This window comes from Chryseobacterium mucoviscidosis (assembly GCF_002177115.1).
GTDB lineage: Bacteria > Bacteroidota > Bacteroidia > Flavobacteriales > Weeksellaceae > Chryseobacterium > Chryseobacterium mucoviscidosis.
Genome location: NZ_MVAG01000122.1, coordinates 458,260 through 478,328, shown reverse-complemented (window position 1 = coordinate 478,328; position 20,069 = coordinate 458,260). Strand labels below are relative to the sequence as shown.

The window sequence follows — 20,069 nt, the reverse complement described above, 5'->3', positions numbered from 1 at the left end:
ATTCAAAATTTAAAATTATTAAAATGAAAAAACTATTATTATTGGGTGCTTTTGCATTTCTGGGAGGTCTTACTCAGGCTCAGGAAGGTTTCAGATTGGGAGCTCATGTGGGTGCTCCGCTTGGAGATGCATCCGATGCGGCAAGTGTAACCCTGGGATTGGATGCAGCATATATGTGGAATATTACTAAAGGTCTTGATATTGGTGCTGCTACAGGATATTCACACTTTTTCGGAAAAGATAATGTAGATGATTTTGGGTTTGTTCCTATTGCTGTTTCCGGAAAATACAGATTTAACAAGATTCCTTTGTTTGTAGGATTGGATCTTGGAGCAGGAATTTCTACGAGAAACTACATTAACAGCGGATTGTATGTTGCGCCGAGAGTAGGATATCAAATGAAGAATACAGAACTGTATTTGGGATTCCAGAGTGTAAGCAGTAAATACAAAGGTCGTGGTCCATATTGGTACGGTGATGACAGATTTAACTTCGGAGCGGTGAATTTCGGAGTGAATTTCTTCCTGAAATAAATTTTTTTAAAATCAACTATAATGAACTCCGATTGCAAAATTGGAGTTTTTTTATTCGAAAAATTGTGAAAACGCTAAAAGCCTTTATTTAATAGCTTTTATTATTGAAAATTGCTAAAAAATACCGATGATATTAATCATATTAACAAATTTTAATATTCAGCATGGTCACTGTAACTTTGCTGTCAGAAAGTATTAAAATTATTAAAAAATGAAAAAGGTATTATTAGCGGGTGCTATCGCACTTTTCGGTTTATCTAACGCGCAAATCGCTAAAGGAACTACATATGTGTCTGGAACTTTAAACTTTGCAGCTACTGAAAACAACAATACAAACATCAAAACTAGTGATTTAACATTAGTTCCTACCATCGGACATTTCGTTGGAACAAACGTAGCAGTTGGAGTTGGTGTTGGTTATGCTTCAAGCGTAGCAAAAAATGAAGGTGCTCTTACTACTACTAAAAGCACTGTTTCTGCATTTGTTGTAGAACCTTTTGCAAGAAAGTACTGGACTTTAGGTGAGAAATTCTACATCTTCGGTCAGCTTTCAGTACCAATGGCTTTCGGAAACGATAAGCTTGAGAATACTACTTTAAATGTAACAAACACGACAGAAGAGAAATTCAATTCTTTCGGTGTTGCTGTGAAGCCAGGTTTAGATTATTTCTTAAACAAAAACTGGACTATTGAAGCTACAATCGGAGAATTCGGATACAGCAACTTCAAATACAAGAATGCTAAAAGTGTAGATAACTACAACTTCGGTCTTGATTTGGCTTCTGTTGGAATCGGTGTAAAATATGTTTTTGCAAAATAATAAACAAAGCATATAAACTAAAAAGTCCTGAGTTTTCTTGGGACTTTTTAATCTTTTAAAAAATCTTTAAAAAATAAATTTTATAACTATGAAAAAACTATTATTAGCTGGTGCAATCGCATTTTTCGGATTATCTAACGCTCAGATGACTAAAGGAGACTGGGTAATCAGCGGAAACACAGGAATTGGTTTCAACAATATGGAAACTAAAACTAAGGTAAACGGTGAAACGTATGACGGTGTTAAAGTAAGTACTTTCGCTGTTACTCCATCTGTAGGTTATTTTGTAATTGATAAATTGGCTGTTGGAATCGATTTAGGTTTTACAAGTGTTACAACAAAAGATAGCGGTGATAAGAATACTGTTTCCAGCTTTTCTGTAATGCCAACTGCAACTTATTATTTTGCGAACAGCAGCAAAGTGGTTCCTTTCTTGGGAGCGGGTATTGGTTATGCTTCAAGCAAAACAAAAGAAACTATTTCAGGAACTTCAACAGATTATACTGCTGACGGTTTAGCTTGGAAAGTAAAAGGAGGAGTTACTTATATGGCAACTCAGTCTTTAGGGATTAACTTAGGAGTATCTTTCGATCAGTTCTCGAACAAAGAAACTTCTTTCGGTACTGAATTTAAGAACAGAGTAAATACTTTCGGGGTAAACGTAGGTTTCTCTTATTTCATCAAAGCTAAAGCTCAGAAATCTGATAAATAATTCAATTTCTTTCATTAGGATAAACAAAAAATCCGGTTCAGATATGAGCCGGATTTTGTATTTGTAAAACTTAAAGTCTTAGAACCATTCTTTCTGATTCTGAACATAAGTTCTGTCAAATTCTTCATCAGATTTTGTAAGGTAAATGATCCCTTCAATAAATCCAACAATACCAACAATTCCACAAGTTACAAGTCCTAAAACTAATTGAATAATACCTGCTTTAGTATATCCAAGATAGAATTTGTGAATTGCAAAAGTTCCCAGTAAAATTCCTAAAATTCCTGCAACAACTTTTTTTTCTGATTTGTAAGGTTGGTTGTAGTTCCCTTGTTTTTCGTTAAGTTCCATAATAATTATTTTTAATCGTTTTTTTTGTGTTTTATTTACCGAACATTCCGCCCATTCCAGGCATATTTGGCATTTTGCTCATCATCTGCATCATCTGTTTTCCTTGAGGACCCTGCATCATTTTCATCATTTTACCCATCTGATCGAATTGCTTCATCAATTGGTTAACATCCTCAATTTTTCTTCCTGCCCCTTTTGCAATTCTGTTTTTTCTCTGGGTGTTGATGATAGAAGGTTTTCTTCTTTCTTCAGGAGTCATAGAGTAGATGATTGCTTCAATATGTTTAAATGCATCATCGCTGATCTCAACATCTTTAATTGCTTTTCCAACACCAGGAATCATCCCCATCAAATCCTTCATATTCCCCATCTTTTTGATCTGGTTGATCTGTTTTAGGAAATCATCAAAACCGAATTCGTTTTTAGCGATTTTCTTGTGAAGTTTTTTCGCTTCCTCTTCATCAAACTGTTCCTGAGCTCTTTCTACCAAGGAAACAACGTCTCCCATTCCTAAGATTCTGTCTGCCATTCTTTCCGGGTAGAAAAGATCCAAAGCCTCCATTTTCTCTCCTGTAGAAATGAATTTAATTGGCTTTTCAACAACAGAACGGATTGTTAAAGCAGCTCCGCCTCGAGTATCACCGTCTAATTTCGTTAAAACAACCCCGTCAAAATTCAAAGTATCGTTGAATGCTTTTGCAGTATTCACAGCATCCTGTCCCGTCATGGAGTCAACAACGAAAAGTGTTTCGTTTGGCGTAATCACAGAATGAACGGTTTTAATTTCCTTCATCATCTGCTCATCAATTGCCAAACGACCCGCTGTATCCACGATCACTACATCATGACCGTTTGCTTTTGCAAAATTAATCGCATTCTGAGAAATGCTTGAAGGATCCATAGAACCTTCTTCCGTGAAAACCGGAACCCCGATTTGTCCGCCTAAAACTTTAAGCTGATCGATCGCAGCAGGACGATAGACGTCACACGCAACCAAAAGAGGTTTTTTATTTCTTTTTGTTTTTAAATAATTCGCCAGTTTTCCGGAGAAGGTAGTCTTACCGGAACCCTGAAGTCCAGCGATAAGAATTACAGAAGGCTTTCCTGAAAGGTTGATTCCTTCCTGAGAACCACCCATAAGATCTACTAACTCATCGTGAACGATTTTCGTCATTAGCTGTCCCGGAGTAAGCGATGTAAGAACGTCCTGTCCTAAGGCTTTGTCCTGAACTCTTTTGGTAAGATCTTTTGCAACTTTATAATTAACATCGGCATCCACCAATGCTCTACGAATTTCTTTTACGGTTTCCGCAACGTTGATTTCCGTGATTTTTCCACGTCCTGAAATATTATGCAGCGCTTTGTCTAATTTATCCTGTAAACTATTAAACATATGTATTGTAAATTATAGGTTTGCAAAAATAAGGAAATTTTTAGGATATATTATAATAAGATATGGAGATTTGCTTTCCTTGAAATTATAATTCTATTTTTGCAAAATGAATTTTATGGATAGTTTAATTGTCATATTGCTGATTTTGGTATTAAATATTACTGCTTATGCTATATTTAAAAATTATATATATGGTAAGGTAAATGCGGGGATGAAGTTTTTATTGATAAATATGCCTAAAGATATTATTTGGCTGATAATATCATTGATAATAATTGACAAAACAATAGAGAACTTTCTCTTTATTGTGATATGTTTTATTGTAGCTTCTCTTCTAATATATATACCTGTAATAAGACTGATTAATAAATCTTGATTTTTGATGATAAAAATCAATTTTTAATATTGGTAAAGTTTAATAAAATCGATATATTTGCACACGATTAAAAAAGAGATATGAACAGAAAAATTTCTTCATTATTTTTCGCATTTTTATTTGTATTCATTAGTGGTTTCGCTAATGCACAACATGAATCTGAAGGCGAAAAGTCAGCTGAAAAAGTAGAGAACAAAGAAGCCGGAGAGAGCTTCAATGCGACCAAGATGATCATGGAACACATTGGTGATTCAAACGAATGGCATTTATGGACTACAAAAGATGATAACGGCGAAGAACATCATGTTTCTGTTCCTTTACCAGTAATTATTAAGGATAATGAAGGTTGGCATACTTTTCTTTCAAGCAGTATTGCGCATGGTCACGAACATGATGGGTATACTTTAGAAGAAGGTCAGGTGGTTTCTACTAAAGGAATTGAAAAAGCAACATTATTTTCAATTATTAGCGGAAAACAAAAATCAAACGAAGTGTTTTTTGATCTTTCAATTACTAAAAATGCGGCTTCAATGTTCTTGTCAGTTATTTTTATGGCAGTTATTTTCATAGGAATGGCAAGGAATTATAAAAAATCTCAATTGCCAAAAGGGGCTGGGAAATTATTAGAGCCAGTAATTGTATTTCTTAGAGATGAAGTGGCGATTCCAAACATTGGATCAGTTAAATATAAAAGATATATGCCGTATTTGTTAACAGCATTCTTCTTTATTTGGTTTAACAACTTATTCGGGTTAATTCCATTCTTTCCATTTGGTGCAAACCTTACAGGTAACATCGCAATCACTGCGGTTTTGGCAATCATTACATTATTAATTACATTATTCAGTGCTAATAAAGATTATTGGAAACACATCTTTATGCCGCCAGTTCCAATCTTGTTGTACCCAATCATGGTTCCAATTGAGATTATCGGAATCTTTACAAAACCTTTCGCTTTAATGATGCGACTTTTCGCTAACGTTACAGCAGGACACATTATGATCTTGGCGATTATTTCACTAATCTTCATTTTCAAATCTCCATTCTTAGGATTTGCATCTGTGCCATTAGCATTGTTTGTTTCCGTATTGGAATTATTAGTTGCTGCATTACAAGCTTATATCTTTACGGTATTATCGGCATTGTTTATTGGTATTGCAGTTGCGGAGCATGAACACGAGCATGGTCATGAAGAACACGCTCACTAATTAACAAAAAAGAAAAATAATTTTAACTTATATAATTTATTTATTATGGATTTATCAACTGGAGCAGGATTAATTTACGTAGGTATCGGTTTAGCAGTATTAGGAGTAGGTCTTGGTATCGGAAAAATCGGAGGTCACGCAATGGACGCTATCGCTAGACAACCTGAGCAAGCTGGTAAGATTCAAGGAGCAATGCTTATTGCTGCTGGTCTTATTGAAGGTGCTGGTCTTATCGCGATTATCTTTGGTGCTTTCATCAAGTAATTATCCTCAAAAAAACATTCTTAGCAGTTAAGCGGTTGGCTGCTGCTAAGAATTTTAAAAACAATCCATAAAATAACACTTAAAAAAGAATTTACAGATATGGGAATTATAGAACCTGGAATTGGACTTTTGTTTTGGATGACGCTTACTTTTGTTATCCTATTATTTCTTCTTGCAAAATTCGCTTGGAAACCAATTGTAAATGCAGTAAATGATAGAGAAACTTCTATTCAGGATGCACTAAATCAAGCTGTTTTAGCTAAAAAGGAAATGGAAGTATTAAAAGCGGATAACGAGAGAATTATTCGTGAGGCTAAAATCGAAAGAGATGCTATCCTTAAAGAAGCAAGAGAAATCAGAGATAAAATCGTAGGTGAAGCTAAAGATGTTGCTAAAGTAGAAGGAGATAAAATGATTGAAGCAGCTAAACAAACCATCAATGCTGAAAAAAATGCTGCAATGGCAGATATCAAAACTCAGATCGGTACTTTATCAGTAAACATCGCGGAGTCTATTTTGAAGCAGAAGTTAGACAACAGCGAAGCTCAAAACGAATTAGTTCAAAATTATTTAAACAAATCAAACCTTAACTAATAATGCTTACATCTAAAGTAGCTAAAAGATATGCACAAGGTTTACTTGATTTTACAAATGAGTCAGGTCAAACGGCTACTGTATTTTCTGAAATGAAAGATGTTGTAAAGTTGATGAATGAGTCTCAGGACTTAAAGAAATTCTTCCTTACCCCATACATCGATTCTAAAAAGAAAATAGAAGTAGCAAAAGAGATTTTCAAAGGTTTGTCAGCTTCTTCACAGAACTTGATTACTTTGGTAATCAGACACGGTCGTGAAAACCAGTTGAAAAATATTGCTCAGGAATTTATTAACAAAGTTGAAGATATCAGTGGAGTACAGAGAGTAACTGTTACCTCTGCAACTCAGCTTTCCAAAGAAAACCTAGATCAGATTTTAAGAAATTCCAATCTTGTTAATACCAATGCAAATTTTGATTTGCAGATTAACGTAAAACCTGAAATTTTAGGAGGTTATATTTTAAGAGTTGGAGACCAGCAAATAGATGCTTCTGTGAAGTCTAAACTTAATCAGGTTAAAAAAGATTTTAGCTTAAATTAATATAACAACACAGATGAAAAAAGTTTTATTTGGTCTTTTTATATTTACTTCTTGTATTATTTTTGGACAGAAGGTAAAATTTAAGAAATCAGTGGTTCTGATTGATGATAAAGAATGGTTATCATATGAAGATGAGAATGGCTATGGTACAGTTTCATTGTTTTCTAAAGCAAAAAAGGAACTTGTCTTCATGAAATATATTCAACAGAATTACAGTAGACAAATTTTTGCGGAAGGTGTTCCTAATTATTATATTGTAAAATTTATTGGAACAGATAAAACAGTTGAAATTAGAGATACTCCATGGGAAATCGCGAAATTGATATATAAAGCTAATATAATTAATGATGATTTCTCTTTTAATAAGGAAAACTTGGATGTTTTTGTGATGAAATACGGAAATGATTTTTCAAAATCTGCTGCAAATCATTCACAACAAACAGTTATCATTCAGGATTCAAGACCAAGAAACGGTTTTAATATCAGTGTAGGAAGATAAAAATTATTTTAAAAAAAGAAAAAACAACCATACAATGGCAGAAATAAATCCGGCAGAAGTATCTGCGATCTTAAAACAGCAATTGGCCAACTTCGATACTCAATCAAACGTTGAGGAAGTAGGTACAGTTTTAACCATCGGTGATGGTATTGCTCGTGTATACGGGTTAGAAAACGTACAATACGGAGAGTTGGTGAAATTTTCTAGTGATGTAGAAGGTATTGTACTAAACCTTGAAGAAGACAACGTAGGTGTTGCGCTACTTGGTGAAAGTAAATTAGTAAAAGAAGGAGATACAGTAAGAAGAACAAACAGAATCTCTTCTATTAAAGTAGGAGAAGGAATGTTAGGAAGAGTAGTAGATACTCTTGGTAACCCTATCGATGGTAAAGGTCCTATTACTGGGGATTTATACGAAATGCCATTGGAAAGAAAAGCTCCCGGAGTTATTTACAGACAGCCGGTAACTGAACCTTTACAGTCAGGTATCGTTGCAATCGACTCTATGATCCCTGTAGGAAGAGGACAGAGAGAGCTTATCATCGGTGACAGACAGACAGGTAAAACTACTGTTGCGATCGATACGATCATCAACCAAAAAGAATTCTTTGATGCAGGTAACCCTGTATATTGTATATATGTTGCTATCGGACAGAAAGCGTCTACTGTAGCACAAATCGTTAAAACACTTTCTGATAAAGGAGCTTTGGCGTATACGGTAATCGTTGCGGCTAACGCATCGGATCCGGTTCCTATGCAGGTATATTCTGCAATGGCAGGAGCTGCAATCGGTGAGTTCTTCAGAGACACCGGAAGACCAGCTTTGATCGTTTATGATGATTTATCTAAACAGGCAGTTGCTTACCGTGAGCTTTCTCTACTTTTAAGAAGACCACCGGGTCGTGAGGCATATCCTGGAGACGTTTTCTACCTTCACTCAAGATTATTGGAAAGAGCTGCGAAAGTAATCGCGGATGACAATATCGCAAGACAGATGAACGATTTACCTGAGTCTTTAAGACCAATCGTAAAAGGTGGTGGTTCATTAACAGCACTTCCAATCATTGAAACTCAGGCGGGTGACGTATCTGCGTATATTCCTACCAACGTAATCTCTATTACAGACGGACAGATCTTCTTGGAGTCTGATCTATTCAACTCAGGGGTTCGTCCTGCGATCAACGTAGGTATCTCTGTATCCAGAGTAGGAGGTAACGCTCAGATCAAATCAATGAAAAAAGTTTCTGGTACGCTTAAATTAGACCAGGCTCAGTATAAAGAATTAGAAGCGTTTGCTAAGTTCGGTTCAGACCTTGATGCTGCTACATTAGCGGTAATCTCTAAAGGGGAAAGAAACGTAGAAATCCTTAAGCAGCCGGTAAACTCTCCACTTCCGGTAGACAGCCAGGTTGCAATGATCTATGCAGGAACAGAGAACTTATTGAGAAACGTTCCTATCAGAAAAGTAAAAGAATTCCAGATAGAATACATCGAGTTCCTAAGATCTAAGCATCCGGATACAATGGCTGCCATTAAAGCAGGAAAAATTGATGATTCAATTACAAGTGTTCTTAAGCAGGCTGCTAACGATCTAGCTGCAAAATATAACTAAAAATTAGTTGATGGTTTTTGGTTGATAGTTGACAGAATTTTCTAAAACTAGCAACCAACAACCGACAACCAACAACTAACCCAATATGGCAAACTTAAAAGAAATACGAGGCAGAATTACGTCAATTTCATCTACGATGCAAATTACCCGTGCTATGAAAATGGTTTCCGCTGCGAAGCTTAAAAAAGCACAGGATGCAATCGTAATGTTAAGACCTTATTCTGAGAAATTACAGGAACTTATCCAGAATGTAAATTCCAGTTCAGATCCTGATCAGATTTCTGTTTACGCTCAAAAAAGAGAAGTAAAAAGAATACTTTTCATCGCTATTACTTCAAACAGAGGTCTTGCCGGAGCTTTTAACTCTTCCATCGTTAAGGAACTTAATGCACAGTTTCAAAACAAATCTCAATACGAGGTGGAAGTTCTTTCTGTTGGTAAAAAAGCTTTTGATGCTGTAAGAAGAACGCGTACGGTGTATGCAAACGAAAGTGCTGTGTATGATAACCTGAACTTCGATGCGGTAGCTCACATTGCAGAAGCAGTAATGGGCAGCTTCAAAGAAGGTAAATTTGATGAAGTTTATTTAATTTATAATAAATTCGTTAATGCAGCGACTCAGGAAGTAACTACAGAACAGCTTCTTCCGATCTCAATGCCTGAAAATACAGAATCTCAGGTAGAAACAGATTATATCTTTGAGCCAAACAGAGAAGAAATCTTAGATAACCTTATTCCTAAGTCAATCAAGACTCAGGTTTTCAAAGCAATCCTGGATTCAGTAGCTTCTGAACACGGAGCGAGAATGACGGCGATGCACAAAGCAACAGACAACGCGCAGGCTTTGAAGAACGATTTGGTCATCTTCTACAACAAAGCAAGACAGGCTGCCATTACAAACGAAATCTTAGAGATCGTTTCCGGAGCAGAAGCCTTGAAAAATTCGTAAAGAATTATTTTAACACAATATTAAAGCATCGTAGATCACGATGCTTTTTTTGTTATTTTTATTTTGTATATATTTGTAGAACTAAATTTATATAATTTCTAAATGGACTCGGACATAGTCAGGCTTTTGCTGGCCTTATTACTTGTTTTACTTAATGGCTTTTTCGTAGCCGCAGAATTTTCAATTGTTAAAGTTCGTTATTCACAGATTCAGATAAAAGCCGCAGAAGGGAATTCTATGGCAAAACAGGCAGAGCATATCATCAAACATCTTGATGAATATCTTTCCGCTACACAGCTTGGTATTACGTTGGCTTCCCTGGCTTTAGGTTGGGTAGGGGAAAGTGCGCTACATCATATTGTAGAAAATATTTTCCATTCTCTTAGTATTGATCTTAGTCAGGCAACCATCACTTCAATTTCAGTGATTACAAGTTTTGTGCTCATTACGATCATGCACATTGTTTTCGGGGAGCTTATTCCGAAATCCATTGCCATCAGAAAATCAGAATCGACTACAATGGCAACTGCAATTCCGTTAAGAGTTTTTTATACAGTTTTCAAGCCTTTTATCTGGTTGATGAATTTAATGTCGAATACCTTTTTGAGACTGGTAAAAATTCATCCGGCTTCTGAACATGAAATTCACTCTACAGAAGAACTTCAGCTTTTGGTAAAACAAAGTGCGGACAGTGGAGAAATTGAAGAGGAGAATTATGAGATCATTAAAAATGCATTTGATTTTACAGATCATTCTGCAAAACAGATCATGGTTCCGCGTCAGAACATTACTTCCATCGATTTTGAAGAAGATATCAATGAAATCATTAATAAAATCATGGAAAGCGGATATTCCCGTATTCCGGTCTACGAAAATTCTATTGATAACGTGATTGGTGTTTTGTACACTAAAGAAATCATCAGAGAATTTGTAAAAAGAAAAGGCGAACTGAATCATGAAGATCTTAAAGAACTGATGCGTGATGCATTTTTTGTAGTAGGAAGTAAAAAGATTTCAGACTTACTGAAAATTTTCCAGCAGAAAAAGCAGCATTTGGCAATTGTTATTGATGAATTCGGAGGAACTGAAGGAATCATTACTCTTGAAGATATTTTGGAGGAGCTTGTAGGAGAAATTCAGGATGAAGAAGACGATGAAGAAAAAATTGTAGACAAGATCGGAGAAAATACATACTGGGTTCAGGCAACACAGCCATTGGACGAAATCAATGAATTCATCCCTAAAAAATTACCGCTTTCCGAAGAAAGCGAGTACAATACATTAGCCGGTTTTATTCTTCATGCTTTAGCCGACATTCCGGAAGAAAATCAGGAATTTGATCTGGAAAATTATCATTTCAAGATTCTTAAAATGAACAATAAAAGTGTAGAGCTTGTAGAGTTGGTATATGAAGAACCCAACAGCATTAGTGATCTTGCCGAAAAAATAGGAGAAGTTTAATCTATTGTAAACCATGTAAACATGATTTTTTATAACAGCATAAAAGATTACGAAGATCCGAAACGTCAGTACGAAGAAGAAGTTCTCGTATTGGATGAGACCGATGAAGTCTATAAATTGGTTTTGCATAACGATGACGTTCACACATTTGATTATGTTATTGATTGTCTGATTGAGATTTGCAAACACACGTTAGAACAAGCCGAGCAATGTACAATTCTGGTTCATTTCAAAGGGAAATGCACGGTAAAAACAGGCTCAATGGATCTTTTGAAACCGATGCACGAAAAACTGCTTTCAAGAGAATTAACCAGCGAAATCGTATAAAATTGATCAGCTCCGACCATCGTCGGAGCTTTTTTTATGAGAGCAATCAATTATCAATTCATTAGAAGGCATAAGCTAAAAGTGGAATTTATGATCCTGTGTTTTTGTACAGTATTTTTTCTGAACAATTTCAGCTTTTAATATTTATTTGCATTCAAGTAAAATAGTATATTTGTAAAAACTATAAAGAAACAAAAATAATGCTTGTAATAGGAATTGCAGGAGGTACAGGCTCCGGCAAAACTACGGTTGTTGATAAGATCATTCAGCAGCTTGACATCGAAGGAATGAACATCCTTTCACAGGATAACTATTATCATGATAATCATAATCTTACATTGGCAGAAAGAGAAGCCTTAAATTATGACCATCCCAAATCCATCGATTTTGATCTTCTGATAAAACATGTAAAAGCTTTAAAAAATAACGAATCAATCGAGCAGCCGATTTACAGCTTTGTAACGCATGGAAGAACAGGAGATCACGTTACCGTAGAACCTAAAAATGTATTGGTAGTAGAAGGAATTCTCGTTCTTACCAACAAGGAATTATTGAAGGAATTTGATCTGAAAGTTTTTGTGCATGCAGATTCGGATGAAAGGCTGATCAGAAGGATCAGAAGAGATACACAGGAAAGAGGAAGAGATCTTAACGAAGTATTACACCGTTATCAGACAACTTTGAAGCCGATGCATCAGGAATTTATTGAACCTTCCAAAAATGAAGCGGATCTTATCATCCCGAATATGAGACAGAATTCCGTTGCGATAGATTTTTTAACCACCGTTATTAAAAACTCGTTGAGAAAACACTAGAAATGAAAGATAATAAGCTTATTAAAGACATTCAGCCCAAGTCTGAAACATTCAAACTTATTCAGAAATATTTTTTGAATAAATATACCATTACAATTTGTCTGTTTCTGGTATGGATGATTTTCTTTGATAAAACTTCCTTTCTTGTAATCAATGAACTGAACGGCGAAATCAGCAAATACGAAGAACAGCTTCAATACTATAAAACCGAGTACGAAAAGAACGATGCGTTTTATAAAAAGCTGATGAACAACAAATCTGAAAAAGAAAAATACGCAAGAGAAAACTACTTCATGAAAAAGCCGGATGAAGAAATTTTTATTCTGGTAGTTGACAGCGCAAATGCGAAAAAATAATTTTTTTAATGAATTGTCAATAATGAATTTTGCTTCGCAAGTAAATTTTAAAATGATTGTTCGTCATTTATCATCATTGAAAAATCTTTGCGTTAGGATTATAATCAAGTAAAAATTGATGAATAGAAGCGGATTGACTATTGACCATTCACAAATTCATACAAAAACTATGTCAAATACAGCCTGGGAAAATTTAGTAAAAAAACAGCTTAAAACAGACGATATTTATCCAATCCTTACCAAAGAAAATCTGGAAGGAATTGTGGTAAAACCTTTCTACGACGCTGTGCAGAAACCATTGGTAAATCTGCCGAAAATTGAAGAAAGCACCCATTTGGTAGCAAAATATCATGAAAGTTTAGAAGAAGACGTTTTTGCATTTATTTTAGACCAAAATGTAGAAAATCTCGAGCAGAAAACAATTTTTATAAACAATGAAGAGTTGGCAGGACACATCAGTCCCGAAGAACAAGATCAATACTTTTCACTAATTGATGTTTTTGATGAAAAACAAGCTGTAATTAACGATCAGTTGGTCAAAGAATTACTAGCAAAACAGTTCAGAAGAAATATTTGTATAGATATTTCCCATCATCAGAACGCTGGAGCCTCTATTGTTCAGCAATTGGGAATTGCTTTGGCAAAAACCAAAGAACTTGTAGAAATCTACGGTTCAGAAATTGTAAACAAACTCATCTTCAGAATAGCAGTCGGCGGAAATTACTTCTTTGAAATGGCTAAACTGAGAGCCTTTAAAATAGTTTTCAATCAATTGTCAAAAGAATACGATCTGGACGAAATTCCATACATTTTTGCAGAAACTTCCCTGAGAAATAAAGCCGTTTCCGATAACGAAAACAACCTGATCCGTTCTACTTTAGAACTTGCAGCAGCCATGATCGGCGGAGCAGATGCGGTTTTCAGCAATAATTATCTGGTAGAAAAAAGTACCGAAAATTCAGAAGAAATTTCTTTCAAACAGCAGATTGTTCTTGCGTATGAAAGCATCATCAATGTTTTTGAAGATGCATCTAACGGAAGTTATTATGTAGAAGATATTACCCGACAGATCGCAGAGAAATCTTGGGCATTTTTTGTGGAAATAGAGGAGAACGGAGGCTATCTCGAACTTTTGAAGCAGGGAACTGTTCAGAAAAAAATCTACGATCACGCCATTGAAGAGCAGAAGTGGGTGGAAGAAGGAAAAATAAAGCTGATTGGCGTTAATTTATACCCGAAATTAGACGTTAAAAAGTCTATTGAGGAATTATACAGCGAAAAAGAAATTAAATCCGTTCGCTGGGCGGAAATGTTTGAATAATTTTTGAAAATATCATGAAAAGATAGATCCATTATCACCAGATACAATGCTGTTCAAAAAAGAATCTGATTTGTAACTTAGTATGAAAGAAAAATTAGTTGATTTATTCGAATATACTTATCATTTCAACAAAGAAATGATTAAAATTATTTCTGAAAATCTTGAAAAGGTTGATGAAAAAACAATCAGTCTTATCAATCATACTTTAAATGCCCAACAAATTTGGAATTCGCGGATTTTAAATGAAAAATCTTTTGAGGTTTGGCAGATTAACCCTTTTGAAAATTTAAACGGGATTAATCAGCAAAACTTTAATAAAAGCCTTGAAATTGTTCAGAAATTTGATCCGGATCAAAAAATAGAATATCAGAATTCAAGAGGAACAAAATTTGAAAACACAGTTTTCGAAATCCTTTTTCAGGCAATTAATCATTCCACTTATCACAGAGGACAAATCAATTCGTTATTGAAACAAAGCGGAATTACTCCTATTTTAGCGGATTACATTTTTTATAAAAGATAAAAAACTTTGAAAAAAGAAATTTTATATCAGGAAATTCAGCAATTTATCAATGCAAATCTAAACGCAGATTTGCATTCTTTGTTATTAAAAAAATCCCCGTTTCCGGAAGTTTCTATACAGGAAATTGTTCAGCAGATCAAAGGAAAGCAGGTTGCACAGAAGAAATTTCCTTTTCTGCTTAAAGAAGGAATTATTTTTCCGCCACAACTGAATTTAGAGCAGTCTTCCTCCGAAAAAACAGCATTGTACAAATCTGAGATCTTAAAAGGTAAGAAGTTCATCGATTTAACCAGCGGCTTTGGAATTGATGCCTATTATTTATCAAAAAATTTCGAAGAAATAACTTTGGTGGAACAAAATGCTGAACTTCTGGCAATTGTTGAACACAATTGGAGCGTTTTAGGAAGGAAAGCAAAGTTTGTCAACCAGAACCTCGAAGATTTTTTAAATGAAAATAAAGAAACTTACGATGTCATCTATCTCGATCCTGCGCGAAGAGACCACAATAAAAATAAAGTTTTTTTACTCGAAGATCTTTCGCCTGATATTATTGAAATCCACGAAAAACTACTTTCTATCTCCAATGAGGTCGTGATAAAACTTTCACCCTTAATTGATCTCAAATATCTGGTGTCTGTTTTACCCAACCTTTTCAGGATCGATATTATCGCCTTAAAAAATGATGTTAAAGAAGTCGTTGTATTTCTGTCAAACCAAAATTCAGACAAAATCATCTGTCGTTGTGTAAACCTCGAAAGTCATGAAGCAGAATTCAGCTTTGATTTTGGCAGTGAAGAAAATGCAGCAGCAGAATTTGGTGAACCTGAAAAATACATCTACATTCCCAATAACTCGGTTTTAAAAGCCGGAGTTTTTAATGTAATCTCAGAAAAATTCAAATTAAAAAAATTACATCCGAATACACATCTTTACACGTCAAATCAAAAGATAACTGATTTTCCCGGAAGGATTTTAGAGATGGAAGTTGTTGAAGCTAAACAGATTGTGAAGAAAAGCCAGTTCAATATCATTTCCAAAAATTATCCTCTAAAACCGGAAGAAATTAAGAAGAAATACAACCTGAAAGACGGTGGAGAAAACTATCTTATTTTTACACAATCCAAAAAAGGAAAAATTATACTAAAATCAGTATAAAAATGTTGCCGAAAAAAATAGGAATCCTTAATTTTGGGCAATTAAAAATTAAAATAAGAATCGTCTTTTGCTTATCCAGACAAAATGATTCTGATGACCTTAAAAAAATAAATTTTACATATGAAAAAATTAGTTATATGTTTAGCGATCGCAGCAATGGCTGTAAGCTGTAAAAAAGTAGCTGCAGGAGGAAACAAGAATACTCTGAAACTTGAAGAAGGAGCAGAAAGATATTCAGACGATCCTCAAGGTGAAGGTCATGGTCACGAAGCTGCAACAATGCATACAGAAGAGGCAACTGCAGAAAAGCACGAAGCTGAAGCGCCGAAAACAGACAGTACAGCAACTGCAAAACCTGCCGAAGCTAAAGAAGCTCCAAAAGCTGAACACTAATTAAAAGTACCATATAAAATCTCCCGCAGCAATGTGGGATATTTTTTTTGGAGCTGTTTCGCGCTTTCCGCACTCGCTATTTTCTGGGTTTCGGCGCGGCGAAGCCGCGCCGAAACCCAGAAAATGAGCTCAGACAAATGCTGCAATCACGGCTAAACTGAAGTCTGTGATTTAATTTGAGGAGTAAAATACCTTTCAGATTAATATTTTTAGAAAACACACTTCAGACCTGAGTAAAATTATACGTTTTTGTTTGTTCCTGCGGGGCAAATTTTTTATTTTTAGCAAAATAATATTTTACAATGCAAGAGACATTAAATTACATCAGCGAAAACAAACAGCGTTTCGTGGATGAATTATTTGAATTACTGAGAATACCTTCCATTTCTGCCGATCCGGCTTATAAAAACGATATTTTGAAATGTGCGGATGTAGTAGCGGAACACCTTAAAAATGCAGGAGCAGATAATGTGGAAGTTTGCCAGACCAAAGGCTATCCTATCGTGTACGGAGAAAAAATTTTAAATACAGATTTACCTACGGTTTTAGTCTACGGACATTATGACGTTCAGCCTGCAGATCCGTTGGAACTGTGGACAAAACCACCATTTGAACCGTATATCGAAAAAACAGAACTTCATCCTGAAGGAGCCATCTTTGCAAGAGGTTCAGCAGACGATAAAGGACAGTTTTTCATGCATCTTAAAGCTTTTGAAGCCATGATGAAAACCAATGCGCTTCCTTGTAATGTAAAATTTATTTTAGAAGGAGAGGAAGAAGTAGGTTCGGTAAGTTTAGGAGATTGGGTAAATGAAAACAAAGAAAAACTTTCTTGTGACTGCATTCTGATTTCAGATACCCATATTTACAGCAACGAGCAGCCTACGGTAACAACAGGTTTAAGAGGGTTAAGCTATGTGGAAGTAGAGGTGGAAGGTCCGAACAGAGACCTGCATTCCGGGCTTTACGGAGGAGCAGTTCCAAATCCGATCCACGTCCTGTCAAGAATGATTGCAAAACTAATTGACGAAGACGGTCACATAACAATCGATGGATTCTACGATAATGTGGAAACCGTTTCAGATTCAGACAGAGCAGATATGAATAAGCTGAAAGATAATCCTGAAGAATTCAAAAAATCCATCGGCTTAAATGGTGTGGAAGGAGAAAAAGGATATACAACACTCGAAAGAACATCTATCCGTCCAACATTAGACTGCAACGGAATTTGGGGAGGTTATACAGGAGAAGGAGCAAAAACCGTAATTCCTTCAAAAGCTTTTGCCAAGATCTCAATGCGTCTGGTTCCTTATCAGACTCCGGAAGAAATCACCGAAAAATTCACAAAATATTTTGAAAAAATCGCTCCGGAAAATGTAAAAGTAAAAGTTACTCCGCATCATGGAGGAATGCCTTATGTTTTACCAACTGATACCAAAGAGTTTTTGGCGGCAAAACAGGCAATGGAATCAGCCTTCGGAAAAGAGGTTCTTCCTTACAGAGGAGGAGGAAGCATCCCGATTACCGCTATGTTTGAGCAGGTTTTGGGAGCAAAATCCGTTTTAATGGGCTTCGGATTAGACTCTGATGCCATCCATTCTCCAAACGAACATTACGGATTATTCAATTTTTATAAAGGAATTGAAAGTATTCCGTTATTTTTCGAGAATTATTCCAAGTAAATTTTAACAATCAATAAATGAGTCCCTTAGATTTTTTTCTAAGGGATTTTTTTATATATTTAACATGCTAATAAATTAATTGAAATCTAATGAAAAAAATTCTACTTTTTATTTCCGGAATACTTTCTATAGGCAGTATTTACGGACAGGTTATTGACAGCCAGAATTTTAACAGCCTAACACCCGGAAATGTCGGGACAAACTTTACAGGAGCTTCTGCAGGGCAGGGAGGCTATTATCTGTTAAACGGTGTTGCTTCAGATTACCAGATCGCTACTATTGATGCTGCTCATGCAAATTCATTAAAAATTACAGCGGGTTCAGGATATGTAGCGACAAGCGATCCCAATAACCATTCTGTGGTTAAACTGGTAGGAGTTAATGCTACAGCAGGAAATGATATTATCAAAGCGACCTGTAATTTTTATACAGGATCTGCAAACGGTACAGGATCTGTGTACATTACCCTTTTTGATGACGCAACAACTCCCGGAGTAATCGTAAGTCTTATTTACAATGTAGCTACCAAAACTATAACAGCAGGAGGTACATTAACCAATGCCGGAACAAGAGGTTTCTTTGGTATTAAAACTTTAGGAGGAACCTACCCTGCGAACACGTGGGTTAATGTAGGAATGGCGTATAATATGACAACCGGAGTAATGAATTGGTATACTCCACAGGAAAGCTACACTTTCTCTACTCCTCCTTCAGGATATGCCTTAATTCCCGCTTTGGATGTGGGGCAATACCGTACTTATAATATTAATGCTTCAGGAAATTCTGTAGCTTATAACTGGGCAATTGATAATTTTAATTTATCTTATTCCAACAATACAATTCTTGCTACTAAAGAAGAAGTTTCGAATACAAAAGAAATTATTGATATTTATCCTAATCCTGCAAAAGATATTGTAACGATTGAAGGTAAAAATAAAATACTTTCAGTATACGTTTATGATCTTTCCGGAAAAAGAATCGATCTTCCTTTAAGCGGAAATAAAGTGAATGTTTCTGGCTTGGCAATGGGAAATTATGTATTGGGAATTAAAACAGATCAAGGTTTAATTACTAAAAAACTGATTAAAGAATAGAAAAGAAATTGTTTATATTAAAAACGGTTGCATTATCATAAATGCAGCCGTTTTAGTTAAAATAATACATTAAAAATGTGGTATCAATGTTATATTTTAAATATAATTGTTTTATTTTCAAAATATTATTAATATATTTATAAAACTAAATTTTAATGATATGAGAAAAATTTTACTACTCGGCTCAATTCTGAGCCTAGTCTCGATGAATGCGCAGACCAACGTTTACAGCTATGGTTTTGATACCGCTTTCACAAACTGGACAACCTCTAATCAGAGCAGTCCGGTAACCACTTCGGTCTGGACAAAAGCAACCTACGCGACCCCTCTTACAAATCCTCTGTTCGGGAGCGGCAATACCACCACTGTTCCTGTAGGACAGGCAGGAGGTGCAAATTCTTTTGCGTTGGTAAATTACACAAGTACATCAGGAGCGGGGACAATCAGCAACTGGTTATTTACAAATGCCATAGACGTAAAAGATGGAGATATTGTGAGCTTTTATTCCAGAAAGGGAACAGACGGGACGATAGATTATCCCGATCGTCTGGAGCTGAGATACGCATTGGCAGCCGGTGCGGTTCTTCCTACAACAGGAGCTTCCGCTGTCGGATCTTTTACCAACTTAGGTGTATCTGTGAATCCAAATCTGGCTTCAGGTTTTGTTTATCCTAAAACATGGACAAAATACAGCTTTACCGTTACGGGAGTAGGTGCAAATCCGGTTCCGGTAAGATTTGCTTTTAGATATTACGTTACAGACGGAGGACCAAGCGGAAGCAATTCGGATCTTATAGGAATCGATACTTTTTCTATTGACAGACCTACATTATCTACCAATGATGTTGCCTTAAATGAAAAAAGCATATCTGTATATCCAAACCCTACAACAGATTACATATCCATCAAATCAGCAGATAAATTCAGCAATATTGAAGTTTTTGACATTGCAGGTAAAAAAGTTGAGGTAAAAGTGGAAGGAGATAAGATAAATGTAAAACATCTTAATTCCGGATCATATATAATAAACATGGAGTCGAAAGGAAATAAAATTTCCCAGAAATTCATCAAAAAATAAATTAATTCTAT

Annotated in this window: 23 protein-coding genes; 21 read left to right on the top strand and 2 right to left on the bottom strand. The window is 35.4% G+C overall.

Annotation, left to right across the window (positions count from 1 at the left end; translation table 11 throughout):
• Positions 1–23: 23 nt before the first annotated feature.
• The 3 genes from B0E34_RS14050 (at position 24) to B0E34_RS14040 (ending at position 2,065) form a co-directional block, all read left to right on the top strand.
• Positions 24–533 (top strand): hypothetical protein, encoded by a 510-nt coding sequence (locus B0E34_RS14050; protein WP_087710386.1) that lies wholly within the window; start codon positions 24–26, stop codon positions 531–533.
• 211 nt (positions 534–744) lie between these two features.
• The gene (locus tag B0E34_RS14045) at positions 745–1,353 is read left to right on the top strand and encodes an outer membrane protein (protein ID WP_087710384.1); all 609 of its coding nucleotides are present in this window, start codon (positions 745–747) and stop codon (positions 1,351–1,353) included.
• Between the two features lie 88 nt (positions 1,354–1,441).
• On the top strand, positions 1,442–2,065 hold the full coding sequence (locus B0E34_RS14040) for an outer membrane protein (protein ID WP_087710382.1): 624 nt from the start codon (positions 1,442–1,444) through the stop codon (positions 2,063–2,065).
• A gap of 78 nt (positions 2,066–2,143) precedes the next feature.
• On the opposite strand, the gene B0E34_RS14035 is transcribed toward B0E34_RS14040, so the two are convergent.
• Positions 2,144–2,416 (bottom strand): TM2 domain-containing protein, encoded by a 273-nt coding sequence (locus B0E34_RS14035; RefSeq protein ID WP_087710381.1) that lies wholly within the window; start codon positions 2,414–2,416, stop codon positions 2,144–2,146.
• A 31-nt stretch (positions 2,417–2,447) separates the two neighbouring features.
• Positions 2,448–3,809, bottom strand: coding sequence for a signal recognition particle protein (gene ffh / locus B0E34_RS14030; RefSeq protein ID WP_087710379.1), 1,362 nt, complete (start codon positions 3,807–3,809; stop codon positions 2,448–2,450).
• Positions 3,810–4,265: 456 nt separating this feature from the next.
• Between ffh and atpB the strand changes: the two genes are divergently transcribed.
• The 18 genes from atpB to B0E34_RS13935 all read left to right on the top strand — a co-directional run bounded on the left by atpB (position 4,266) and on the right by B0E34_RS13935 (position 20,058).
• Complete coding sequence (atpB, locus tag B0E34_RS14020) at positions 4,266–5,393, top strand: F0F1 ATP synthase subunit A (protein WP_087710375.1); 1,128 nt, start codon at positions 4,266–4,268, stop codon at positions 5,391–5,393.
• 45 nt (positions 5,394–5,438) lie between these two features.
• Positions 5,439–5,657, top strand: a complete 219-nt coding sequence (locus B0E34_RS14015) for an ATP synthase F0 subunit C (protein ID WP_007844726.1) — start codon at positions 5,439–5,441, stop codon at positions 5,655–5,657.
• A gap of 99 nt (positions 5,658–5,756) precedes the next feature.
• Positions 5,757–6,251, top strand: coding sequence for a F0F1 ATP synthase subunit B (locus B0E34_RS14010; protein WP_087710373.1), 495 nt, complete (start codon positions 5,757–5,759; stop codon positions 6,249–6,251).
• 2 nt (positions 6,252–6,253) lie between these two features.
• On the top strand, positions 6,254–6,793 hold the full coding sequence (gene atpH / locus B0E34_RS14005; RefSeq protein ID WP_087710371.1) for an ATP synthase F1 subunit delta: 540 nt from the start codon (positions 6,254–6,256) through the stop codon (positions 6,791–6,793).
• A gap of 13 nt (positions 6,794–6,806) precedes the next feature.
• The gene (locus tag B0E34_RS14000; RefSeq protein WP_087710369.1) at positions 6,807–7,292 is read left to right on the top strand and encodes a hypothetical protein; all 486 of its coding nucleotides are present in this window, start codon (positions 6,807–6,809) and stop codon (positions 7,290–7,292) included.
• Between the two features lie 34 nt (positions 7,293–7,326).
• Positions 7,327–8,904, top strand: a complete 1,578-nt coding sequence (atpA, locus tag B0E34_RS13995; RefSeq protein WP_076390063.1) for a F0F1 ATP synthase subunit alpha — start codon at positions 7,327–7,329, stop codon at positions 8,902–8,904.
• A gap of 85 nt (positions 8,905–8,989) precedes the next feature.
• Complete coding sequence (gene atpG, locus B0E34_RS13990) at positions 8,990–9,853, top strand: ATP synthase F1 subunit gamma (protein ID WP_076390064.1); 864 nt, start codon at positions 8,990–8,992, stop codon at positions 9,851–9,853.
• A 102-nt stretch (positions 9,854–9,955) separates the two neighbouring features.
• Positions 9,956–11,314, top strand: coding sequence for a hemolysin family protein (locus B0E34_RS13985; protein ID WP_087710367.1), 1,359 nt, complete (start codon positions 9,956–9,958; stop codon positions 11,312–11,314).
• Between the two features lie 21 nt (positions 11,315–11,335).
• The gene (locus tag B0E34_RS13980; RefSeq protein ID WP_087710365.1) at positions 11,336–11,641 is read left to right on the top strand and encodes an ATP-dependent Clp protease adaptor ClpS; all 306 of its coding nucleotides are present in this window, start codon (positions 11,336–11,338) and stop codon (positions 11,639–11,641) included.
• A gap of 200 nt (positions 11,642–11,841) precedes the next feature.
• Positions 11,842–12,456 carry a uridine kinase gene (gene udk, locus B0E34_RS13975; RefSeq protein WP_076390068.1) on the top strand — a complete coding sequence of 205 codons (615 nt, stop codon included), beginning with the start codon at positions 11,842–11,844 and terminating at the stop codon, positions 12,454–12,456.
• Between the two features lie 2 nt (positions 12,457–12,458).
• Positions 12,459–12,812 carry an FtsB family cell division protein gene (locus B0E34_RS13970; protein ID WP_087710363.1) on the top strand — a complete coding sequence of 118 codons (354 nt, stop codon included), beginning with the start codon at positions 12,459–12,461 and terminating at the stop codon, positions 12,810–12,812.
• Between the two features lie 169 nt (positions 12,813–12,981).
• Positions 12,982–14,133, top strand: a complete 1,152-nt coding sequence (locus tag B0E34_RS13965; RefSeq protein ID WP_087710582.1) for a methylmalonyl-CoA mutase family protein — start codon at positions 12,982–12,984, stop codon at positions 14,131–14,133.
• 82 nt (positions 14,134–14,215) lie between these two features.
• Entirely contained in the window at positions 14,216–14,656 is a 441-nt protein-coding gene (locus B0E34_RS13960) for a DinB family protein (RefSeq protein WP_087710361.1), read from the top strand.
• Positions 14,657–14,662: 6 nt separating this feature from the next.
• Complete coding sequence (locus B0E34_RS13955) at positions 14,663–15,811, top strand: THUMP-like domain-containing protein (RefSeq protein ID WP_087710360.1); 1,149 nt, start codon at positions 14,663–14,665, stop codon at positions 15,809–15,811.
• Between the two features lie 120 nt (positions 15,812–15,931).
• The gene (locus B0E34_RS13950) at positions 15,932–16,204 is read left to right on the top strand and encodes a hypothetical protein (RefSeq protein WP_076390073.1); all 273 of its coding nucleotides are present in this window, start codon (positions 15,932–15,934) and stop codon (positions 16,202–16,204) included.
• Positions 16,205–16,506: 302 nt separating this feature from the next.
• On the top strand, positions 16,507–17,886 hold the full coding sequence (locus B0E34_RS13945) for a dipeptidase (protein ID WP_087710358.1): 1,380 nt from the start codon (positions 16,507–16,509) through the stop codon (positions 17,884–17,886).
• A gap of 89 nt (positions 17,887–17,975) precedes the next feature.
• Entirely contained in the window at positions 17,976–18,980 is a 1,005-nt protein-coding gene (locus B0E34_RS13940; RefSeq protein WP_087710356.1) for a T9SS type A sorting domain-containing protein, read from the top strand.
• A 160-nt stretch (positions 18,981–19,140) separates the two neighbouring features.
• The gene (locus B0E34_RS13935) at positions 19,141–20,058 is read left to right on the top strand and encodes a T9SS-dependent choice-of-anchor J family protein (RefSeq protein ID WP_087710354.1); all 918 of its coding nucleotides are present in this window, start codon (positions 19,141–19,143) and stop codon (positions 20,056–20,058) included.
• The last annotated feature ends 11 nt before the right edge of the window (positions 20,059–20,069 follow it).